Source organism: Amycolatopsis mongoliensis (genome assembly GCF_030285665.1).
GTDB lineage: Bacteria > Actinomycetota > Actinomycetes > Mycobacteriales > Pseudonocardiaceae > Amycolatopsis > Amycolatopsis mongoliensis.
The window spans coordinates 2,592,283-2,609,800 of the sequence record NZ_CP127295.1; the positions used below are offsets into that span (position 1 = coordinate 2,592,283).

A 17,518-nucleotide genomic window follows, 5' to 3' on the forward strand; every position below is an offset into this window, starting at 1 on the left:
GTCAGGCCTCCAGTTCGGCGATCACCCCCTCGATGAACGCGCGCGATCCGGCTGCGTCCAGGGCGAGGGATGCCACGGTTTTCGCGGCGGACTTGTAATCCGCCACCTGATCGTCATCGTAGATGTAGGCGCTGCCGCGATGCTGGTCCAAGAAGACGATGGCGGGCAGGTCGGAATACTCGAAGACGCTGAAGGAACCGTTGAGCCCGGGATGGAAATCGCCGCCGAAGCGAACCACCCGCACCGCGAGCCTGCGTGGGAGATCGAGCAGGTGCCGGAGCTGGCCGATCAGCGTTTCGGTCCCGCCGATCCGCTGTCGGAGCGCAATTTCGCCGAGCAGGATGGAACATTCCGGCGCGGGATGCTCGCGCAGAGCGGCCTGGCGGATCATGCGCACCCGCATCCGCTGCTCGACCAGGTGCGTGGGAGAACCGCCGTACGCCAGGATCGCCCGCGCGTAGTCCGGGGTCTGCAGCAGCCCGTGCACGACCATCGGCTGCCAGCTGAAGATCGAGGCCGCCGTGCGCTCGTACTCGGCCAGCGTCGTCAGGATTGCCGGCGCGTTGGGCATCTCCTTCTCGAGCCAGTTCGGCTCCCGCGCGTGCCCGGCCAGTTCGAGCAGCCGCTTCCGTTCCTCCGCCGGCACCCGCAGTTGCCCCAGCAGGACCGCGACCTCCTCGACCTTCGGCACCCGGCTGCCCAGTTCCCAGTTGGACAGATCGGCCGGGTGCACGTCCGCGGCTCGCGCGAGTTCGCGCACGCCGTACCCGCGCGCCGTCCGCGCCTTCCGCAACCCGAACCCCAGCGCTCTCGACCGGGGTGTCGCTATCGGTGGTGGCATGACCGCAGTGTGTCATCGGCCACCGACGAAAACGGGCCCGGCACCGTTGCCGATCCGCAACAGCGCCGGGCCCGTTTTCGAACTCAGCCCTTGTTCTCGTACACCGGTGTGATCACCGCACGAGCCAGGGTGTGCCCGAACATGTTGAAGCCCAGGAACGCCGGCGTCGCGTCCTCCGGCACGTCCAGCTTGTCGACGTCGAGCGCGTGCACCGCGAAGTAGTAGCGGTGCGGGCCGTGCCCGGGCGGGGGCGCCGCGCCGAGGAACTGCTTGACCCCGCCGTCGCCCTTCAAGGTGACCGCGCCGGCCGGGAGGCCGGAGCCGTCGCCCGCGCCGGACGCCAGCTCGGTCACCGACGGCGGGATGTTGAACACCGCCCAGTGCCAGAACCCGCTGCCGGTCGGGGCGTCCGGGTCGTAGCACGTGACCGCGAAGCTCTTCGTCTCCGCCGGGAAGCCTTCCCACGCCAGCTGCGGCGAACGGTCCTCGCCGCCGGCGCCGAAGATGCCGGAGAGGTGGGGGGTGGCGAGGGTTTCGCCGTCGGCGACGTCGGTGCTGCGGAGGGTGAAGGACGGCACGTCGGGCAGGGATTCGTACGGGCCGGGTGCTTGCGGCATGGATCCTCCTGATCACGGAACTGGAGCCTGGCGCCAGGTTAGGCCCCCCGAGCCACCCCTGCGTGTCAGGGACGGATCTCAGGGTCTTTCGGGGGGTTACCCCCATGTGCTGCCCCCGCACGTGGCCATAACGTTTCTCACGCAGAGGAAACATCACTGAGGGGACCAACGACCATGGCGCGCCCGCTTCTGGCTCTGGGTGGCATCGTCCTGATCGGCGTCGGCCTGGCGACCGCGTTCGGCTGGGGCTGGGGATCGGACTTCGAGAACACCAAAACCCTTTCGGAGACCATCCGCAGCGTGAAGCTGGAAGGCGACTCGGGGTCGGTCAAGATCCGCACCGGCACGGGATCGTCGACGGTGCACGAAAAGGTCAATTACCACTGGCGGAGCAAGCCCGGCGACACGTTCTTCCGCGTCGACGGCGACCAGCTCGTGCTCACCGACTGCGGGAGCAACTGCTCGGTCGACTTCGAGGTGGTCGTGCCCGCGGGCGTGCCGGTCAGCGGCCGGATGGACTCGGGCGGCCTGGACGTCGCCGGGGTGGCGAGCGTGGACGTCCAGTCGGACTCCGGCCACGCGCGCGTCGAAGACGTGCCCGGCCTGGTGAAGCTGCGGCTGGAGAGCGGCGGGATCGACCTGCGGGACGTCGGCGAGGTCCAGGTGCACGCGGACTCGGGCAGCATCAAGGGCACCGGGGTGCGCGGGCCGGTCGACGTGACGTCGTCGAGCGGGAGGGTCGACTTCACGCTGGCGCAGGCGAACAACGTCAAGATCAAGGCCGACAGCGGCAGCGTCGACGTCGAGGTGCCGGGCGGGCCGTACCGGGTCGTCGGCGACAGCGACAGCGGGCACCGCAGCATCGACGTCCCGACCGACGGCTCCGCGCCGAACACGCTCGACCTCACGACCGACAGCGGCAGCGTCACGGTCCGCGCGGCCTGACTTTTCCTTACTACGGGGGCTTTTCACCATGAGCAAGATCGAACGGCGCGTGCTGGCGGCCGCGCTGCTGGGGGCCGTCGCGATGTTCGGCGTCGTGGGGTTCGCGCGGGGGGAGGAGTCCGCGGCGCCGGCGCAGGGGGTGCCGGTCGCCGCGGATTCCCACTATCGAGTGACTTCCTGGGTGGGTGCTCCGGCGGAAGTCGTTGTGCAGCAAGGAAACCCGGATTTCTTCCTGTCTTCCTGGACCGGCCGCCGCTCCTGAACCGTCGGTGGTCGCTGTTAGGAAGGAAGCACGCCGAAGGCCGGCGTGCAGGGGGAGGAACCAGATCATGGACGTGCGCCGGGTCGTCGCGGTCGTCGCGGCGGTCGTGGTCATGGCGGCGGTACCGGCGGTCGCTTCAGCGTCTTCGCTGACGTGGCAGCCATGTGCGACCCAGCAAGAACCGGCAGCCGAGTGTGCGACGGTCGACGTCCCGATCGACCGGGCGCGGCCGGAGCTGGGGTCGGCGCGGCTCGCGCTGGCCCGGCTGCCCGCGCTCGATCCGGGCCGGCGGATCGGCTCGCTGCTGGTGAACCCGGGTGGGCCGGGCGGCTCCGGCGTCGGGTTCGTCCAGTTCGGCGGGCTGGCATCGCCGGACCTCGCGCGGCTGCGGCAGCGGTTCGACGTCGTGGGCTTCGACCCGCGCGGCGATTGGTCCAGCACGCCACGGATCACGTGCGGCCCGGGTTTGTGGGATCCGGCGCTGAACCGGTTCCCCTCGTCGAGGCCGGAGTTCGATGCGCTGGTGGCGCACAACCGGGCGGCGGGCGAGGACTGCCTGGCCCGCACCGGGCCGTTGCTGGCGAACGCGGACACGCAGAGCGCGGCCGAGGACATCGAGACGATCCGCGCGGCGCTCGGCGAGCCGAAGATCTCGTGGCTGGGCCTGTCGTACGGCACCGAGCTGGGCGCGGTCTACGCGTCGAAGCACCCGGACCGGGTCCGGACGATGGTGCTCGACGGTGCCGTCGACCACGCCCGGCCGCTGCGCCGGGCGATCCTCGAAGAGGCCGCGGCGACCGAAGACACGCTGGTCCGGTTCGCGGACTGGTGCCGCGGCTCGGCCGAGTGCACCCTGCACGGCCGGGACGTCCTCCGCTTCTACGACGACGTGGTGACGCGGGCCGCGCACGGCGCGGTGTGGGCGAGCGATCTGGGCCGCCCGGCGACGGCCGACGAGATCTCGGCCGGCGTCTACAACCACCTCTACATCCGGGACGAGTGGCCGGCGCTCGGCAAGGCGCTGGCCGCGGCCGGCGGCGAGTTCCCCGACGCCAAGGGGCTGACCGAGCGGAACCAGTTCCTGTCCCCGCTCTACGGCGCGTACCGGGCGATCGGCTGCCACGACTTCCCGTCGCCGTTCACCGGGCCGGCGGACATGGGGATCACGGCCGGCCTGCTCCGCGCGCTGGCGCCGCACAGCTGGCGGTACTCGGAGTTCTGGGACTTCACCAGCGGCTGCACGGGCTGGCCGGTCCCGCCGAAGAACCCACCACAGCCCCACCCGGTCCACGGGGCTCCGCCGATCCTGGTGGTCGGGGGCGCCCACGACCCGGCGACGCCGTTGGCCTGGGCCCGCGGCCTGGCGGCGAGCATCGACGGCGCGGCCCTGCTGACCCGCACCGACGACGGCCACACGGGGCTGTTCAACTCCGCGTGCGCCCGCGCGGCGGAGGTGGACTACCTGGTGAGTGGGGTCACGCCCGGTCGTGGGGCGGTCTGCCGGTGGAGCGGCGAGTGACGCTGTCGGGTCGCCTGAGCAGCGCGAACTGCCTGGTGAGCGGCGTCACACCCGGTTACCGCGCACTCCACCGAGGAACCCGGGAACAAGAACCCGCACCGCCTCGTTAGGCTGGGTACGAAGGTTGAGTGCACTCGGCTCAAGTCCAGCTTGACGAGATGCGCGAAGCCCGGATAAAACTTGCCAGAGCCTCGCTCAAGGCGAGGAAGAACGTGCAGGTCACGAACATAGCAGGCTTACACAGGAGGAAAGCACCATGGCGCGAGCGGTCGGCATCGACCTCGGCACGACCAACTCGGTCGTCGCCGTCCTTGAGGGCGGCGAGCCGACGGTCATCGCCAACTCGGAAGGCTCCCGGACCACCCCGTCGATCGTCGCCTTCGCCAAGAACGGCGAAGTGCTGACCGGTCAGCCGGCGAAGAACCAGGCCGTGACGAACGTCGACCGGACCATCCGGTCCGTGAAGCGGCACATCGGCACCGACTGGAAGACCGAGATCGACGGCAAGAACTACACGTCGCAGGAGATCAGCGCGCGGGTGCTGATGAAGCTGAAGCGCGACGCCGAGGCGTACCTGGGCGAGACGATCACCGACGCGGTGATCACCGTCCCGGCGTACTTCGAGGACGCGCAGCGGCAGGCCACCAAGGAGGCCGGGCAGATCGCCGGCCTGAACGTGCTCCGCATCGTCAACGAGCCGACCGCCGCCGCGCTGGCCTACGGCCTGGACAAGGGCGAGAAGGAACAGACCATCCTGGTCTTCGACCTCGGTGGCGGCACCTTCGACGTCTCGCTGCTGGAGATCGGCGAGGGCGTCGTCGAGGTCCGCGCGACCTCCGGTGACAACCACCTCGGTGGTGACGACTGGGACGAGCGCATCGTCAAGTGGCTGGTCGACAAGTTCAAGGCCACGAACGGCATCGACCTCACCAAGGACAAGATGGCGCTCCAGCGCATCCGTGAGGCGGCGGAGAAGGCGAAGATCGAGCTCTCCAGCTCGAACTCGGCCGGCATCAACCTGCCGTACATCACCGTCGACGCGGACAAGAACCCGCTGTTCCTCGACGAGCAGCTCTCGCGCGCCGAGTTCCAGAAGATCACCTCGGACCTGCTCGACCGGACCAAGGCGCCGTTCAACAACGTCATCCGGGACGCGGGCATCTCCGTCGGCGACATCGACCACGTCGTGCTCGTCGGTGGTTCCACCCGCATGCCGGCCGTCGCCGAGCTGGTCAAGGAGCTGACCGGCGGCCGCGAGCCGAACAAGGGCGTGAACCCGGACGAGGTCGTCGCGGTCGGCGCGGCGCTGCAGGCCGGTGTCCTGAAGGGCGAGGTCAAGGACGTCCTGCTGCTGGACGTCACGCCGCTGTCGCTGGGCATCGAGACCAAGGGTGGCGTGTTCACCAAGCTCATCGAGCGCAACACCACGATCCCGACCAAGCGCTCGGAGATCTTCTCCACCGCGGACGACAACCAGCCGTCGGTGCAGATCCAGGTGTTCCAGGGTGAGCGCGAGATCGCCGCGCACAACAAGAAGCTCGGCATGTTCGAGCTGACCGGCCTCCCGCCGGCCCCGCGTGGCGTGCCGCAGATCGAGGTCACCTTCGACATCGACGCCAACGGCATCGTGCACGTGACCGCGAAGGACCTGGGCACGAACAAGGAACAGTCGATGACGATCACCGGTGGCTCCGCGCTGCCGAAGGACGACATCGAGCGGATGGTCAAGGACGCCGAGGCGCACGCCGAGGAAGACAAGACCCGCCGCGAAGAGGCCGAGACCCGCAACCAGGCCGAGACGCTGGTCTACCAGACCGAGAAGTTCCTCAAGGACAACGACGACAAGCTGCCCGAGGACCTCAAGGGCAAGGTCAAGTCCGCGATCGACGAGTCGAACGAGGCGCTCAAGGGCACCGACTCGGCGAAGATCCGCGAGTCGATCGAGAAGCTGAACACCGCTTCGCAGGAGCTGGGCACCGCCCTGTACGCCAACGCGAACGCCGACGCGGCGGCCGGTGCGGCCGGTGCTTCGGGCGCGGCCGGGGACGCCGGTGCGGCCGGCGGCCAGGCCAAGGCCGATGACGTGGTGGACGCCGAGATCGTCGAAGAGGACGAGAAGAAGTGACCCACAGCTACGACGAATCCGAGAACCAGGGCCGCGGCCCCGAGGAGCCGGTGGTCGTGCGGGATCGGCGGCGGGTGGACCCCCAGACCGGGCAGGTTCGCCCGCCCGGTCCGGCCCACGCCGCGCCGGAGCCGGAGGAAGCGCCCGTGGAGCACGCGGGCCCCTCGCTCGGGGAATCCATTGTGGACGATTCGGTGTCGGTCGTCTCCGACGTGGAGAAGGAGCTGGCCGAGCGCACCGCCGACCTCCAGCGCCTGCAGGCGGAGTACGCCAACTACCGCAAGCGGGTCGAGCGCGACCGCGAGGCGGTCGTCCTCGGTGCGAAGGCGACCGTGGTGAACGACCTGCTGCCGCTGCTCGACGACCTCGAGCGGGCCGAGCAGCACGGTGACCTCACCGGCGCGTTCAAGGCGGTCGGCGACAAGCTGATCAGCGGCCTGCAGCGCGCGGGGCTCGAGTCGTTCGGCACCGAGGGCGAGGTCTTCGACCCGAGCGTGCACGAGGCCGTGCAGCACAACACCTCGCCGGACGTGGCGGGCCCGACGGTCACCGTGGTCATGCGCCGCGGCTACCGCTTCGGGGACCGCGTGCTGCGGGCGGCGCTGGTCGGCGTGACCGACCACGAGCCCGGCGCGGCCCCGGTGGACCCGTCCGTCGGTGGCGAGCTGCCGCTCGACGGCGGACTCGATGACCAGCAGCAGTAAGCAGAATCCGGTTCAAGTGGGAGGAGGAGACGCCCGATGAGTGCACGGGAATGGATCGGTAAGGACTTCTACCGTGAACTGGGCGTCTCCTCCGACGCCACGGCGGACGAGATCAAGAAGGCCTACCGGAAGCTGGCCAAGGAGAACCACCCGGACGCGAACTCCGGCAACGCGCAGGCGGAGCAGAAGTTCAAGGCGGTCTCCGAGGCCTACGGCGTGCTCTCCGACGCGAGCAAGCGCAAGGAGTACGACGAGGCGCGGCGGCTGTTCGGCGGCGCCGGGGGCGGGTTCAACTTCCCCGGTGGCGGTGGCAGCGGCAGCTTCGACGTCGGCGACATCTTCGGCCAGGCCGGCGCCGGTCAGCAGGGCGGCTTCGGCGGGCTCGGCGACATCCTCGGCGGGCTGTTCGGCCGTGGCCGGACGACGGCGGGGGCGACGGCGAACCGGCCCCAGCGCGGGGCCGACGTCGAGACGGACGTCCGGATCGACTTCGTCGAAGCGGTCAAGGGCGCGACCCTGCCGCTGCGGCTGTCGAGCCCGGCGACCTGTTCGACGTGCGGCGGCAACGGCGCGAAGCCGGGCACGTCGCCGCGGACCTGCCCGACCTGTTCCGGTTCGGGGCTGGTCAGCCGCAGCCAGGGCGCGTTCGCGTTCTCGGAGCCGTGCCGCGACTGCCGTGGGCGCGGGCAGATCATCGACGACCCGTGCCCCGAGTGCGGCGGCGAAGGCATCAGCACGCGGACCCGCACGCTGACCGTCCGGATCCCGCCGGGCGTCGACGACGACCAGCGGATCCGCCTGGCCGGCCAGGGCGAGCCGGGCCGGGGTGGCGCGCAGGCGGGCGACCTGTACGTCCGGGTGCACGTGGCCCCGCACGCGCTGTTCGGGCGCAAGGGGCTCGACCTGACGATCACCGTCCCGGTGGACTTCACCGAGCTCGCGCTCGGCACGACGATCACGGTGCCGACGCTCGAGGGCAAGGTCTCGCTCAAGGTGCCGCCGGGCACCGCGAGCGGCCGGGTGCTGCGCGTGCGCGGCAAGGGCATCGCCAAGCGCGACGGTTCGCAGGGTGACCTGCTCGTCACCCTCCAGGCGGCGATTCCCGCCAAACTGGACGACAAGGCACGCGAGGCACTGCAGGCGTTCGCCGAGTCGATGGCCGGGCACGACCCCCGGCCCGAGATCACTGAGCTGCTCGAAGGCAGGTGAGCGGGATGTTCGGCGGGATCCCCCAGGAAGGCGACGAAGAGACCCCGGTGTTCGTCATCTCGGTGGCGGCACAGCTGGCCGGGATGCACGCGCAGACGTTGCGCACCTACGACCGGCAGGGCCTGGTGTCGCCGGGCCGCACCTCCGGCGGCGGTCGCCGCTATTCGATGCGGGACATCGCGCTGCTGCGCGAGGTCCAGCGCCTGTCACAGGAAGACGGCGTGAACCTGGCCGGGATCAAGCGCATCATCGAGCTGGAGAACCAGGTCGACGCGCTGCGGGCCCGCCTGCAGGAGCTCACCGAAGAACTGGCCGCGGCGTACGCGGCCGGGGAACAGGCCGCGGCGGCGGCGCACGCGTCCTACCGCCGGGACCTGGTCCCGCTCAACCAGCAGACGGCAATGGTGGTCTGGCGCCCCAAGCGCCGCTGAGACCGCAAGTCCGTGAAGGCCTCCTTACCGGCTCTTATGGCCGGGAAGGAGGCCTTCACGGCTTTCAGCCCCCGAGAGCCAGGCGGGGCCAGGACGCGAGATCCGTCAGCATCCGGCGGTCGTGCGTCGCCACGACCACCGCGGCCGGCGTGGCCAGCAGTGCCTCGGTCAGCTCCTCGACGAGCGTCGCCGACAGGTGGTTGGTCGGTTCGTCGAAGACGAGCACGTCGGGCCGTCCGGCCAGGCGCAGGGCCAGGTCGAGCCGTCGCTGCTGGCCCTGGGACATCCGGCCCACCGGCGTCCGCAGGGCCTCCGCGTCGAGCAGTCCCATGGCCGAAAACGGCACGGCGGCGCGTTCGAACAGCTGACGAGCGGTGAGGTCGTCCGGCCACGCCGGGACCTCCTGGCCCACCAGTGCGATCTGCGCGCCGGGAGCGTGCCGGACCGTGCCGCTCGTCGGCGTCAGTTCGCCGGCGAGGACCGACAGCAGCGTGGACTTCCCGGCGCCGTTGCCGCCGGTGACCAGCAGCCGGTCGCCGCTGTCGAGGTTCAGCGTCACCGGGCCCGCGAGGCGGCCGGCCACGCCGACGCCGTGCAGGCCGGCCAGCGACCGGCGGGCGCCCGCGCCGAGATCGGGCCACCGCAACGACAACGGCGGCTCGGGCACGGTCACGCGGTGCGCCTCCAGCGCCGCCCGCTCCCGGTTGAGCGCCTGGACGACGCCGGGGGCGCGGGACTGGCGCTGGTGCCGTCCGGTGCCCTTGTCCGGACGCCAGCCGGTGCTGAGCCGGTCGCGTGCCTGCGTCACCGCGAGCGTGAGCTGCCGGTGCGTGTCCTGCTGCTCCTCGAACTCCTGGACCCAGCGTTCGCGGTCGCGGCGGCGGCCGTCCTGCCAGGCCGCGTAGCCGCCGGCGTAACTGCGCGGGCGGCCGTCCTGGCTGGGGTCGAGATCGAGGAACTCGGTCGCGACGTCGCTGAGCAGCGCGCGGTCGTGGCTGACCAGCGCGACGCCGCCGTCGTGGCCGCGCAGGCGGTCGGTGAGGAAAGCGAGGCCGCCCGCGTCGAGGTGGTTGCCGGGCTCGTCGAGCAGCAGGAAGTCGTGCCGCGCGCCGAGCAGGCAGGCCAGGCGCACGCGGTAGCGCTGCCCGACCGAGAGCGTGCTGAGCTCGCGGGTCCGGTCGCTGCAGGCGGCGAGGGCTTCGAGGGCGACGTCGACACGGCGTTCGGCGTCCCACGCGTCGAGCCGCGTGGCCGCGTCGAGTGCCGCGGCGTAGCGGTCTTCGGCGAAGTTCTCGGTCGCCGCATCGAGCGCTCGCAAGGCCTCGTCGGCTTCGCGCAAGGCCTCGGTGGTCAGCGTGCCGACGGTTTCGCCGGACCGGAACGGCAGCGCCTGCCGGGCGACGCCGACGGTGCCCGTCCGGTGGACGGTGCCGTGGTCGGGCGCCCGGAGCCCGGCGAGGACGTGCAGCAGCGTGGTCTTGCCGCGCCCGTTCTCGCCGACGATCGCCAGCCGGGACCGGGCCGAGACGGTGACGCTGACGTCGTGCAGGACCCGGCGGGAGCCGAGCGTGACGCCGACGCGGTCCGCGCGCAGGTGGGTGTGTTCGGGCAGGAGGGAAGTCAAGGGATGCTCCGCAGCTCTGGAGGGAGCCGGGCAGCACGAGAAGGCCGCCCGGCGAAGGCCGGAACGGCGGGCAGGGAAAAGAGCTCGGTGCGCCGCCGTCAGCGGCGGATCCGCAACCTCATGAAGACGGGGCGCGCGTACATGATCGGAAGGCTAACTGCCGCACGCGGACACGGCCAAGCGAATAACCGCAGGCCGCGAGCAGCCGGGCAGGGGGCTGCTCGCGGTCCGCGCCGCGGGGACGTCACACCTTGAAGTTCAGCAGCTGCTCGACCTCGGCCGTCCGCGACTCGATGACGCGCCGGGCCAGGTCGCGGGCCTGGGCGTTGACCCCGCCGCCCGTTCCGTTCTCCGTCTGGGCCAGCTCGACCGCTCCCTGCTGCTGGCCGGTCAGCACGTCGAGGAACTTGCGGGAGAACTCGGCGTCGGGAGCCGTCCGAAGCGCTCCGACCAGGTCCGGGGACGTCATCTTCAGACCGCCGTGGCCCGCGTGGGCCTGGGGGTTCGTGTCCATCGTCTCGGGCTGACCCCAGGCGCGCAGCCAGCTCTTCATGTCGTCGATCTCGGTGCGCTGGGTCGACTCGATCGCCGCCGCCAGCACCTTCAGGTCCGCGGGCAGCGGGCGGTCCTTCGCCAGCCGGACGATCTCGATGCCCTGCTGGTTCTGGGGGATCAGCATCTGCAGGAACATCACGTCGGCCGCGTTGTACGCGGGCGGGGCCGCCGTCGCGCTGCAGCCGGCCAGCAGCAGCGCGACGACGGCGAGCAGCACTCTCACTGACGCTGCCAGAGGGCCGGCGTGTTCGGCGGCTCCCAGCCCGCGATCGCCGTGTGCGGCTGGAGGCAGCGGTAGCTCACGCCGTTGTAGGTCACCACGTCGCCGGCCTTGTACGCCGTTCCGGCCGCCCAGGTGCCACTCGACGGCGGCGTGGTCGGGGTCGTCGTCGGCGGGTGGGTCGTGGTCGGCGGGGGTGTCGTGGTGGTGGGCGGCGGGGTTCCGCCACCGCCGATCTGGAGGTCGACGCAGCTGTAGAACGCGTTGGTCGTGTCGGAGATGTTCCAGATCGCCAGTACCTTCACCCGGCCCGAGTAGCCGGCCAGGTTCACCGTGTGCGACACCGTCGCCGGGGGCTGCTGGTTGTTGCCGGCGATGTTCGCGACGCGCGTGTTGCCGATGTAGTACTCGTAGCTCGCGGTCGCGTGCCGGGCGGTGAACACCCAGTTGAACGTCACCGTCGTGCCGACCGACTTGGCCGGCCACGGCTTCGACTCGTCGGTCAGCTGCGAGAAGCGGGAGTTGCCGCCGTCGCAGCTGCGCAGGCCCTTCGGCCCTTCGACGCTCTGGGGTTCGTAGACGATGCTGCCGCAGTCCGGCACCTTCCCGGCCGCGCAGTTGGCCTGCCGGCTGGGTGGGTCCGAGATGTAACCGTGGGCGCTCGCGGTGGTGGCGGGGAGGACGACGACCAGCACCGGGGCGAGCAGGACACCGGCAGCGGCCGCGAAGAGCTTTCTGTTCCAGGTCATTTCGGCTCCTCGAGGGGGAACAGCGTTGTTCCGGAGGGAGGACGAACGAGCACATCCGGGGAAGATGTGGTCTAGACCATAAGATGATTCGGGCACAACGGTCAACGAACTACCGCCGTTCGGCGAAAACGCTCGCCCGCTCGGCTCAGTGCGAAGGTCGGGCCGGTTGCCGCAGGTGTTCGCCGAAGAACGACGTCACCCGGCGCCACGCGTCCTCGGACGCCTCGTGGTGGTAGGTGAACCCGACGACCTTGAGCAGCAGGTTCAGCGGTGCCGCGACCTCGATCTTGTTGGCGAACCCGTGGCTCGCACCGTCGTACTCCTTGACGTCGTGCGGGATTTCACGCTCGGTGAGCGCCGTCTCGAGCTTCGCCGCCGCGCCGCGCAGCGAGAAGTCCTTCTTGCCGAAGCTCGCGACGATCGGGCACGCCTCGTCGAGCACCGACAGGTTCTTCGGCAGCTGTCCGTAGTACGGCGCCGACGCCTCGAAACCGCGTGACGCCGCGACGAGCGCGAAGCCGCCGCCCATGCAGAACCCGGCGATGCCGACCCGGCCCGAGCAGTCCGCACGGCCGGCCAGGAGCGCGCGCGACGCCTCGATGTCGTCGAACGCCCGGCCCTGGTTCGCGAACATGTCGGAGAACACGCGGCGTACGCACCGGCGCATGCCACCGCGCGAGTACAGGTCGGGGCTGAGCGCGAGGTAACCCTCGGCGGCGAAGCGGTCGGTGATGTTCTTCGTGTCCTGGCTCAGCCCGAACGCGTCGTGGATGAGCACCACGCCCGGGTGCGGTCCCTCGCCCGCGGGCTCCGCCAGGTAGCCGCCGATGGTCCCGTCCGTAACCGGAATAGTCATCTCCATATCGGTGAAGATAGCGAGAATCCGGCTGGTGCGCGCGGGCCGCTGAGAGTTCCTCAGTCCAGGGTGAACGGGTCGAAACGGATTTGCTCGAGCTCGACGCCGACGCTCAGCAGCTTCGCGATCGTCGCCCGGATCATCGGGGGTGAGCCGGCGACGAGGATGTCGTGGTCCTTCCAGGAACTGCGCTGGGTCACCGCGTGGGCGAGCGTGCCGCGGTCGCCGCCCGGTATCGCTCCTTCCTCGGTCACCGGGGTGACCGTCAGCCACTTCGAAACCGCGGTCAGCCGCCGGAGGTCGTCCAGCGCGTACAGGTCCTCGGGTCTTCTGCCGCCGAAGAACAGGTGCACCGGGGGGTTGCGCTTCCAGTGCGCCAGATCGTCGAGGATCGAGACGAACGGGGTCACCCCGGTCCCGCCGGCGATCATCAGCAGCCGCTTCCTGGTGGCGGTCGGGCGCACGTTGAGCGTGCCCATCGCCGGTCCGAGCCGCCAGGTGTCCCCCGGCTTGGTGTGGTTGACGATGGCGCCGCTGACCCAGCCGCCGGGCACCGTGCGCACGTGGAACGTCATCTGGCCGTCGCCGCGCGGCGCGGTCGCCGGGGAGAGGTAGCGCCACATCCGTGGCCGCTGCGGGACCTCCACGCTCACGTAGCTGCCCGCGCGAAAGGGCAGCAGCCCTTCGGTCTGCACCCGCACCATCGCGACGTCCCGGGACAGCTTGCGGTGGTCGAGCACCCGCGCCGTCCACGACGCCGGCCCGGTCTCCGCCTGCGCGGCCTCGCGCATGGTCTTGGCGATGAGTCCGTAAGCCGTCGTCCACGCGCTCTCCACCTCGGGCGTCCACTTCTGCTTGAGGAACCGCTTCAGCGCGGACAGCAGCGCGATGCCGACGGCGTCGTAGTGGCGGGAGACGACGGCGAACTTGCGGTGGTCACGGCCCAGTTGCGCGAGGAAGGTGGTGAGCTCGTCGGGCCGGTCGACCATCTGCACCACGTACACGATGGCGCGCAGCAGGCGGCTGCGCTGGTTCGCCATGGAGACCGGGAACAGGTCGCGGCAATCCGGTGCGACCACGAACAACGCTCCGTAGAAGTACTGCGCCAGTTCGTCGGCTTTCGGTTCGATCTCCGCAAAACTTTCACGAATCAGCCGGGCCAGTTCGCGACCTTCCACGGCCGAAACGGGAACGGTCTGGGGCGGCGCGGAGATCTTCAGTGATTCAGCACTCATCGGGAACGGTAATCTCCAGTCGTGCAAAAGGGTTTTGCGACGTGCATGCGGCGTCGCTGTGGCGGTGCCGCCCCCGAGGGTTCCCGACTGTATGCGAATTCCCGTGCAGATGCGCGCGATTCCGCATGGTCCGCTCGAACGGAGCAATTCAGCCACGCCGGGTCAACCCCGTCTGTCGCTGCGTAAAAACGATCACCCAGACGGTTTACGCAACTCGCGTAACAATTCCCACTGTTCGTTCGATTCGTGCACCGGGCCGCTGTGCCCGCAATTGGAGGTGCTAGTCGATCGTGAACGGGTCGTACTGGATCTGGTCCAGCGCGCTGCCCGCGACCAGCATGCGCGACACCGTCGCGCGGATCATCGCCGGCGAGCCGGACACGAGGATGTCGTGGTCCGGCCAGGCGCCGTACCGCGTGATCGCCTCGGCCAGGGTGCCCTGCTCGAACCCGGGGACGTCGCCGCCGCGCTCCACCACCGGCGTCACGCTCAGCCAGGGGTTGACGGACGCGAGGGCACGCAGTTCCTCGAGGTCGTAGAGGTCTTCCCGGGCCGGTCCGCCGTAGAACAGGCGCGTCTTCGGGTTCTCGCCCCACAGCGCGAGGTGGTCGAGGATCGACCGCAGTGGCGCGATGCCCGTCCCGCCCGCGACCATCAGCACACCCCGTGACGATTCGCGATTGACCGTCATCCGGCCGAGTGGCGGGCCGAGCCGCCAGACGTCCCCGGGCTGGGTGTGGCTGACTATCGCCCTGGACACCCAGCCGCCTTCGATCGCGCGGACGTGGAACTCGATGCCGCCGTCCTCGCGCGGTGCGTTCGCCGGCGAGAGGTAGCGCCACAGCCGCGGCCGCTGCGGGACTTCGACGCTCACGTACTGGCCGGGGTGGTAGGGCACGGGCTGGTCGGGTACCAGCCGCACCAGGGCGAGGTCCCAGGTCAGCCGCCGGTGCTCGACCACGGTCGCCTGCCACGACGGCGGGTTCGTGTCCGACGCGGCCGCGTCCTGCATGGCCCGCGCGGCGATGGTGAACGCCTCGGCCCAGGCCCGTTCGACCTCGGGGGTCCACTCCGGGCCGAGGTGGTTCTTGAGCGACGCCAGCAGCGCGGTACCGACGGCCTCGTAGTGCCGGGGCACCACGCCGAACTTCCGGTGGTCGCGGCCCAGCTGCCGCAAGAACGGCGCGAGGTCGTCGGGCCGGTCCACCATCTGCACGATGTGCACCAGCGCGCGCACCAGCCGGCCGCGCTGGATCTCCATGTTGATCGGGAAGAAGTCGCGCGTGGTCGGCGCGAGGGTGAACAGCATCCCGTAGAAGAACTGGGAGATCTCCGCGATGTACGGCTCGGACTTCGCCCAGCTGTCCCGGATGAGCTGCACCATCGCCGCGACGGCCGCGGGGGCTTCACGCGGGGCCGAGGACCTGGGGAACGGGCTGATCGAATCGGCTGTCATGGGCAGGAGTTCGCTGGTCGGGGACGGTGGGGCGGCAACACCCGGTCATTCACCGCCGGCTCGGGCGCGGAGACGGCATTTCCGCTCACGGCCGCCTCCTGGGTCCATCGCCACTGCATCCACCTCGTCGCTCGTCCGGGCCGCCGCGCGGCCCGTCCGCAGGGTAGCCGCCGGGCAGCCTTTTGCCCGCATTGTTGCTCCGACCGGGTGTATTACCGCCGGCTCCGGCGTGGGCGACCTCACCGGGGTGATCCTTGCTCGCGCAAGCGATCGGCAATAAACTTGTATTACACAAGTAATGGCCGTGGCAGGAGGGGTCCCGATGGGCTTCGACGACACCGACGACGACGTCCGGGTCGAGCTCATGCGCGAGCTGAAGACCGCGTCGCAGCTCCAGCACGCCTGGGTCATGCAGGCCTGGCAGGACCAGCCGGGGTTGCACCCGGCGGCCGCGATGCTGCTGTCGGACCTCGCGAAGAACGGCGAAGCCAGGCCGTCCGAGCTGGCCAAGCGCCGGTTCGTCGACCTGTCGGTGGTCAGCAGGCAGATCACGCAGCTGTCCGCCGCCGGGCTGGTCGACCGCCGTCCCGCGCCCGAAGACGGCCGCGCGTCCCTGGTGAGCGTGTCCGAAAAGGGCCGGGCCGAGCTCGCCCGCTGGCGGGCCAACTACCTGGAGTTCATGGAGACGGCCCTCGGGGGCTGGGACGACGAGCGCGTCACCGACCTCACCGCCCGGCTCGCCGAAATGAACACCGACCTCCGCCGCGCCCTCGGCAGTACCGCCTGCCTGGCCGACACGGCCAAGTGACACACGGCCGCGCCGGTGACACCGGCAGTGGCATTTTGCATTCCGGAATGTGTCCGTTCGGGCCTGACTTGGCGGCGTGCCACCGGGTTAACTTCGGTAGGTGACGCGTAGCCGGGTCGCACTGCTGTGCGCGCTGGGGATCGACAACTTCGGCTCAGGTCTGTTCCTCCCGTTGGCGCTGGTCTACGTGACGCAGGTGGTCGGCGTGCCGCTCGCGATGGCGGGCACGGCCGTCACGCTCGGTACCGTCGGCGGCCTCGTCGTCCCGCCGCTGGCCGGCCGCCTCGTGGACCGCGTCGGGCCGCGGGTCGTGGTCATCGGGGCCCAGCTGCTGCAGGCCGCCGGTGCGGGCGCGTACCTGCTGGCGGACGGCGCGGGCACGGTCGTGGTCGCCGCGGTCCTGCTCGCCACCGGGCAGCAGCTGTTCTACAGCTCCCTGTTCGTGCTCATCGCCGACGTCGCGGGCGACGTCCCGAAGGACCGGCCGTTCGCCGAGGTGGGGATGGTGCGGGCCGCCTGCTTCGGTCTCGGCGGGCTCGTCGCGGGCGCGCTGCTGACCTGGCTCGGCTCGACCGGCTACCGGATCGCGCTCTTCCTGGACGTCGTGACGTTCTTCGCGGCCGCGTCGATCCTCGCCTCGTTCGTCCACCTCACGCGGCCGCGCAGGCAGCACGGCGAACGCTCGGCCAAGGTGCTCCGCGACCGGCCGTACCTCGCCTTGATCCTTTTCAGCGGGCTCTTCGGGCTTTCGCTCGACTTCTTCCTCATCGGCACGCCGGTGTTCGTGATCGACCGGCTGCACGGCCCGGCGTGGCTGCCCGGCGCGATCCTCGCGCTGCTGACCGTGCTGACCAGCGTCGGCGGGACGCTCGCGCTGCGGCTCACCGCGCGGCTGACCCGGATCACCGCGATGCGCGCCGGCTCGGCGTTGTTCGCCGCGTGGTGCTTGGTCAGTCTCGGCGTGCTGCTCGTGCCCAGCGGCTGGCGGGTGGCGTACCTGCTGGTCTCGACGCTGGTGTTCGCCGCCGGCGACCTGGTCTTCGGTCCGCGTTCGGGTGCTCTGGCCGAAGCCGCGGCACCTCCGGTCGCCCGCGGACGTTATCTCGCTGCGTACCAGTACGCGTTCACCGTGGCGCAGGTGCTCGCGCCCGCGGTCGTCGCGTTGTTTTCGGTCGCCGACTGGTTACCCTGGGTGCTGGTCGGGACGTGCGCCGGCCTCGCCGTGGCCGGGCTCGGCACGCTGGGCCACCGGTTGCCGGCGGGTGCTGTCGCACCTGGTCAGAGTTGAGCGGAACAGACTCAAGTTTTCGTGCGTTAAGCATAGTGTCAGGTCTCGGTCAGGCCTGTCACCTGGACTTTTGA

Annotated in this window: 17 protein-coding genes; 9 read left to right on the plus strand and 8 right to left on the minus strand. The window is 70.4% G+C overall.

Annotated features, from left to right (window positions below):
• Position 1: 1 nt before the first annotated feature.
• Together QRX60_RS12555 and QRX60_RS12560 are read right to left on the minus strand one after the other, a co-directional pair.
• Positions 2-841 carry a helix-turn-helix domain-containing protein gene (locus QRX60_RS12555; protein WP_286000951.1) on the minus strand — a complete coding sequence of 280 codons (840 nt, stop codon included), beginning with the start codon at positions 839-841 and terminating at the stop codon, positions 2-4.
• An 83-nt stretch (positions 842-924) separates the two neighbouring features.
• Positions 925-1,458: a YbhB/YbcL family Raf kinase inhibitor-like protein gene (locus tag QRX60_RS12560; RefSeq protein WP_286000952.1), complete on the minus strand. Its 534-nt coding sequence runs from the start codon at positions 1,456-1,458 to the stop codon at positions 925-927.
• 174 nt (positions 1,459-1,632) lie between these two features.
• Here QRX60_RS12560 and QRX60_RS12565 point away from each other — a divergent pair, with 174 nt between their 5' ends.
• The 7 genes from QRX60_RS12565 to QRX60_RS12595 all read left to right on the plus strand — a co-directional run bounded on the left by QRX60_RS12565 (position 1,633) and on the right by QRX60_RS12595 (position 8,653).
• The gene (locus QRX60_RS12565; RefSeq protein WP_286000953.1) at positions 1,633-2,403 is read left to right on the plus strand and encodes a DUF4097 family beta strand repeat-containing protein; all 771 of its coding nucleotides are present in this window, start codon (positions 1,633-1,635) and stop codon (positions 2,401-2,403) included.
• A gap of 28 nt (positions 2,404-2,431) precedes the next feature.
• Positions 2,432-2,665, plus strand: a complete 234-nt coding sequence (locus QRX60_RS12570) for a hypothetical protein (protein ID WP_286000954.1) — start codon at positions 2,432-2,434, stop codon at positions 2,663-2,665.
• Between the two features lie 67 nt (positions 2,666-2,732).
• A complete protein-coding gene (locus tag QRX60_RS12575) occupies positions 2,733-4,184 on the plus strand; it encodes an alpha/beta hydrolase (RefSeq protein ID WP_286000955.1) in 1,452 nt (483 codons plus the stop codon).
• Positions 4,185-4,440: 256 nt separating this feature from the next.
• Entirely contained in the window at positions 4,441-6,309 is a 1,869-nt protein-coding gene (gene dnaK, locus QRX60_RS12580) for a molecular chaperone DnaK (protein WP_286000956.1), read from the plus strand.
• Positions 6,306-7,013, plus strand: coding sequence for a nucleotide exchange factor GrpE (gene grpE / locus QRX60_RS12585; protein WP_286000957.1), 708 nt, complete (start codon positions 6,306-6,308; stop codon positions 7,011-7,013). Before dnaK ends, grpE begins: the two co-directional genes overlap by 4 nt.
• A 36-nt stretch (positions 7,014-7,049) precedes the next feature.
• Complete coding sequence (gene dnaJ, locus QRX60_RS12590) at positions 7,050-8,222, plus strand: molecular chaperone DnaJ (protein ID WP_286000958.1); 1,173 nt, start codon at positions 7,050-7,052, stop codon at positions 8,220-8,222.
• 5 nt (positions 8,223-8,227) lie between these two features.
• Entirely contained in the window at positions 8,228-8,653 is a 426-nt protein-coding gene (locus QRX60_RS12595; RefSeq protein WP_286000959.1) for a heat shock protein transcriptional repressor HspR, read from the plus strand.
• Between the two features lie 64 nt (positions 8,654-8,717).
• Here QRX60_RS12595 and QRX60_RS12600 read toward each other — a convergent pair whose 3' ends face one another.
• From QRX60_RS12600 to QRX60_RS12625, 6 genes are all read right to left on the minus strand, one after another.
• Positions 8,718-10,277: an ABC-F family ATP-binding cassette domain-containing protein gene (locus QRX60_RS12600; protein WP_286000960.1), complete on the minus strand. Its 1,560-nt coding sequence runs from the start codon at positions 10,275-10,277 to the stop codon at positions 8,718-8,720.
• A 244-nt stretch (positions 10,278-10,521) separates the two neighbouring features.
• Positions 10,522-11,055, minus strand: coding sequence for a DUF305 domain-containing protein (locus QRX60_RS12605; protein WP_286000961.1), 534 nt, complete (start codon positions 11,053-11,055; stop codon positions 10,522-10,524).
• A complete protein-coding gene (locus QRX60_RS12610; protein WP_286000962.1) occupies positions 11,052-11,801 on the minus strand; it encodes a lytic polysaccharide monooxygenase in 750 nt (249 codons plus the stop codon). The genes QRX60_RS12605 and QRX60_RS12610 overlap by 4 nt, the downstream gene beginning before the upstream one ends.
• Positions 11,802-11,946: 145 nt before the next feature.
• A complete protein-coding gene (locus tag QRX60_RS12615) occupies positions 11,947-12,663 on the minus strand; it encodes a dienelactone hydrolase family protein (protein ID WP_286000963.1) in 717 nt (238 codons plus the stop codon).
• A 53-nt stretch (positions 12,664-12,716) separates the two neighbouring features.
• Complete coding sequence (locus QRX60_RS12620) at positions 12,717-13,820, minus strand: globin domain-containing protein (protein ID WP_286003572.1); 1,104 nt, start codon at positions 13,818-13,820, stop codon at positions 12,717-12,719.
• 352 nt (positions 13,821-14,172) lie between these two features.
• Positions 14,173-15,348, minus strand: a complete 1,176-nt coding sequence (locus tag QRX60_RS12625; RefSeq protein WP_286000964.1) for a globin domain-containing protein — start codon at positions 15,346-15,348, stop codon at positions 14,173-14,175.
• 322 nt (positions 15,349-15,670) lie between these two features.
• Between QRX60_RS12625 and QRX60_RS12630 the strand changes: the two genes are divergently transcribed.
• On the plus strand, positions 15,671-16,156 hold the full coding sequence (locus QRX60_RS12630; protein WP_286000965.1) for a MarR family winged helix-turn-helix transcriptional regulator: 486 nt from the start codon (positions 15,671-15,673) through the stop codon (positions 16,154-16,156).
• Between the two features lie 100 nt (positions 16,157-16,256).
• A complete protein-coding gene (locus QRX60_RS12635; protein ID WP_286000966.1) occupies positions 16,257-17,444 on the plus strand; it encodes an MFS transporter in 1,188 nt (395 codons plus the stop codon).
• Positions 17,445-17,518: the final 74 nt, after the last annotated feature.

Excerpts from the sequence above, each read along its gene's own strand:
- QRX60_RS12555 (WP_286000951.1), bottom strand. The coding sequence starts at position 841 with ATGCCACCACCGATAGCGACACCCCGGTCGAGAGCGCTGGGGTTCGGG.
- QRX60_RS12560 (WP_286000952.1), bottom strand. The coding sequence starts at position 1,458 with ATGCCGCAAGCACCCGGCCCGTACGAATCCCTGCCCGACGTGCCGTCC.
- QRX60_RS12565 (WP_286000953.1), top strand. The coding sequence starts at position 1,633 with ATGGCGCGCCCGCTTCTGGCTCTGGGTGGCATCGTCCTGATCGGCGTC.
- QRX60_RS12570 (WP_286000954.1), top strand. The coding sequence starts at position 2,432 with ATGAGCAAGATCGAACGGCGCGTGCTGGCGGCCGCGCTGCTGGGGGCC.
- QRX60_RS12575 (WP_286000955.1), top strand. The coding sequence starts at position 2,733 with ATGGACGTGCGCCGGGTCGTCGCGGTCGTCGCGGCGGTCGTGGTCATG.
- dnaK (WP_286000956.1), top strand. The coding sequence starts at position 4,441 with ATGGCGCGAGCGGTCGGCATCGACCTCGGCACGACCAACTCGGTCGTC.
- dnaJ (WP_286000958.1), top strand. The coding sequence starts at position 7,050 with ATGAGTGCACGGGAATGGATCGGTAAGGACTTCTACCGTGAACTGGGC.
- QRX60_RS12595 (WP_286000959.1), top strand. The coding sequence starts at position 8,228 with ATGTTCGGCGGGATCCCCCAGGAAGGCGACGAAGAGACCCCGGTGTTC.
- QRX60_RS12610 (WP_286000962.1), bottom strand. The coding sequence starts at position 11,801 with ATGACCTGGAACAGAAAGCTCTTCGCGGCCGCTGCCGGTGTCCTGCTC.
- QRX60_RS12615 (WP_286000963.1), bottom strand. The coding sequence starts at position 12,663 with ATGGAGATGACTATTCCGGTTACGGACGGGACCATCGGCGGCTACCTG.
- QRX60_RS12625 (WP_286000964.1), bottom strand. The coding sequence starts at position 15,348 with ATGACAGCCGATTCGATCAGCCCGTTCCCCAGGTCCTCGGCCCCGCGT.
- QRX60_RS12630 (WP_286000965.1), top strand. The coding sequence starts at position 15,671 with ATGGGCTTCGACGACACCGACGACGACGTCCGGGTCGAGCTCATGCGC.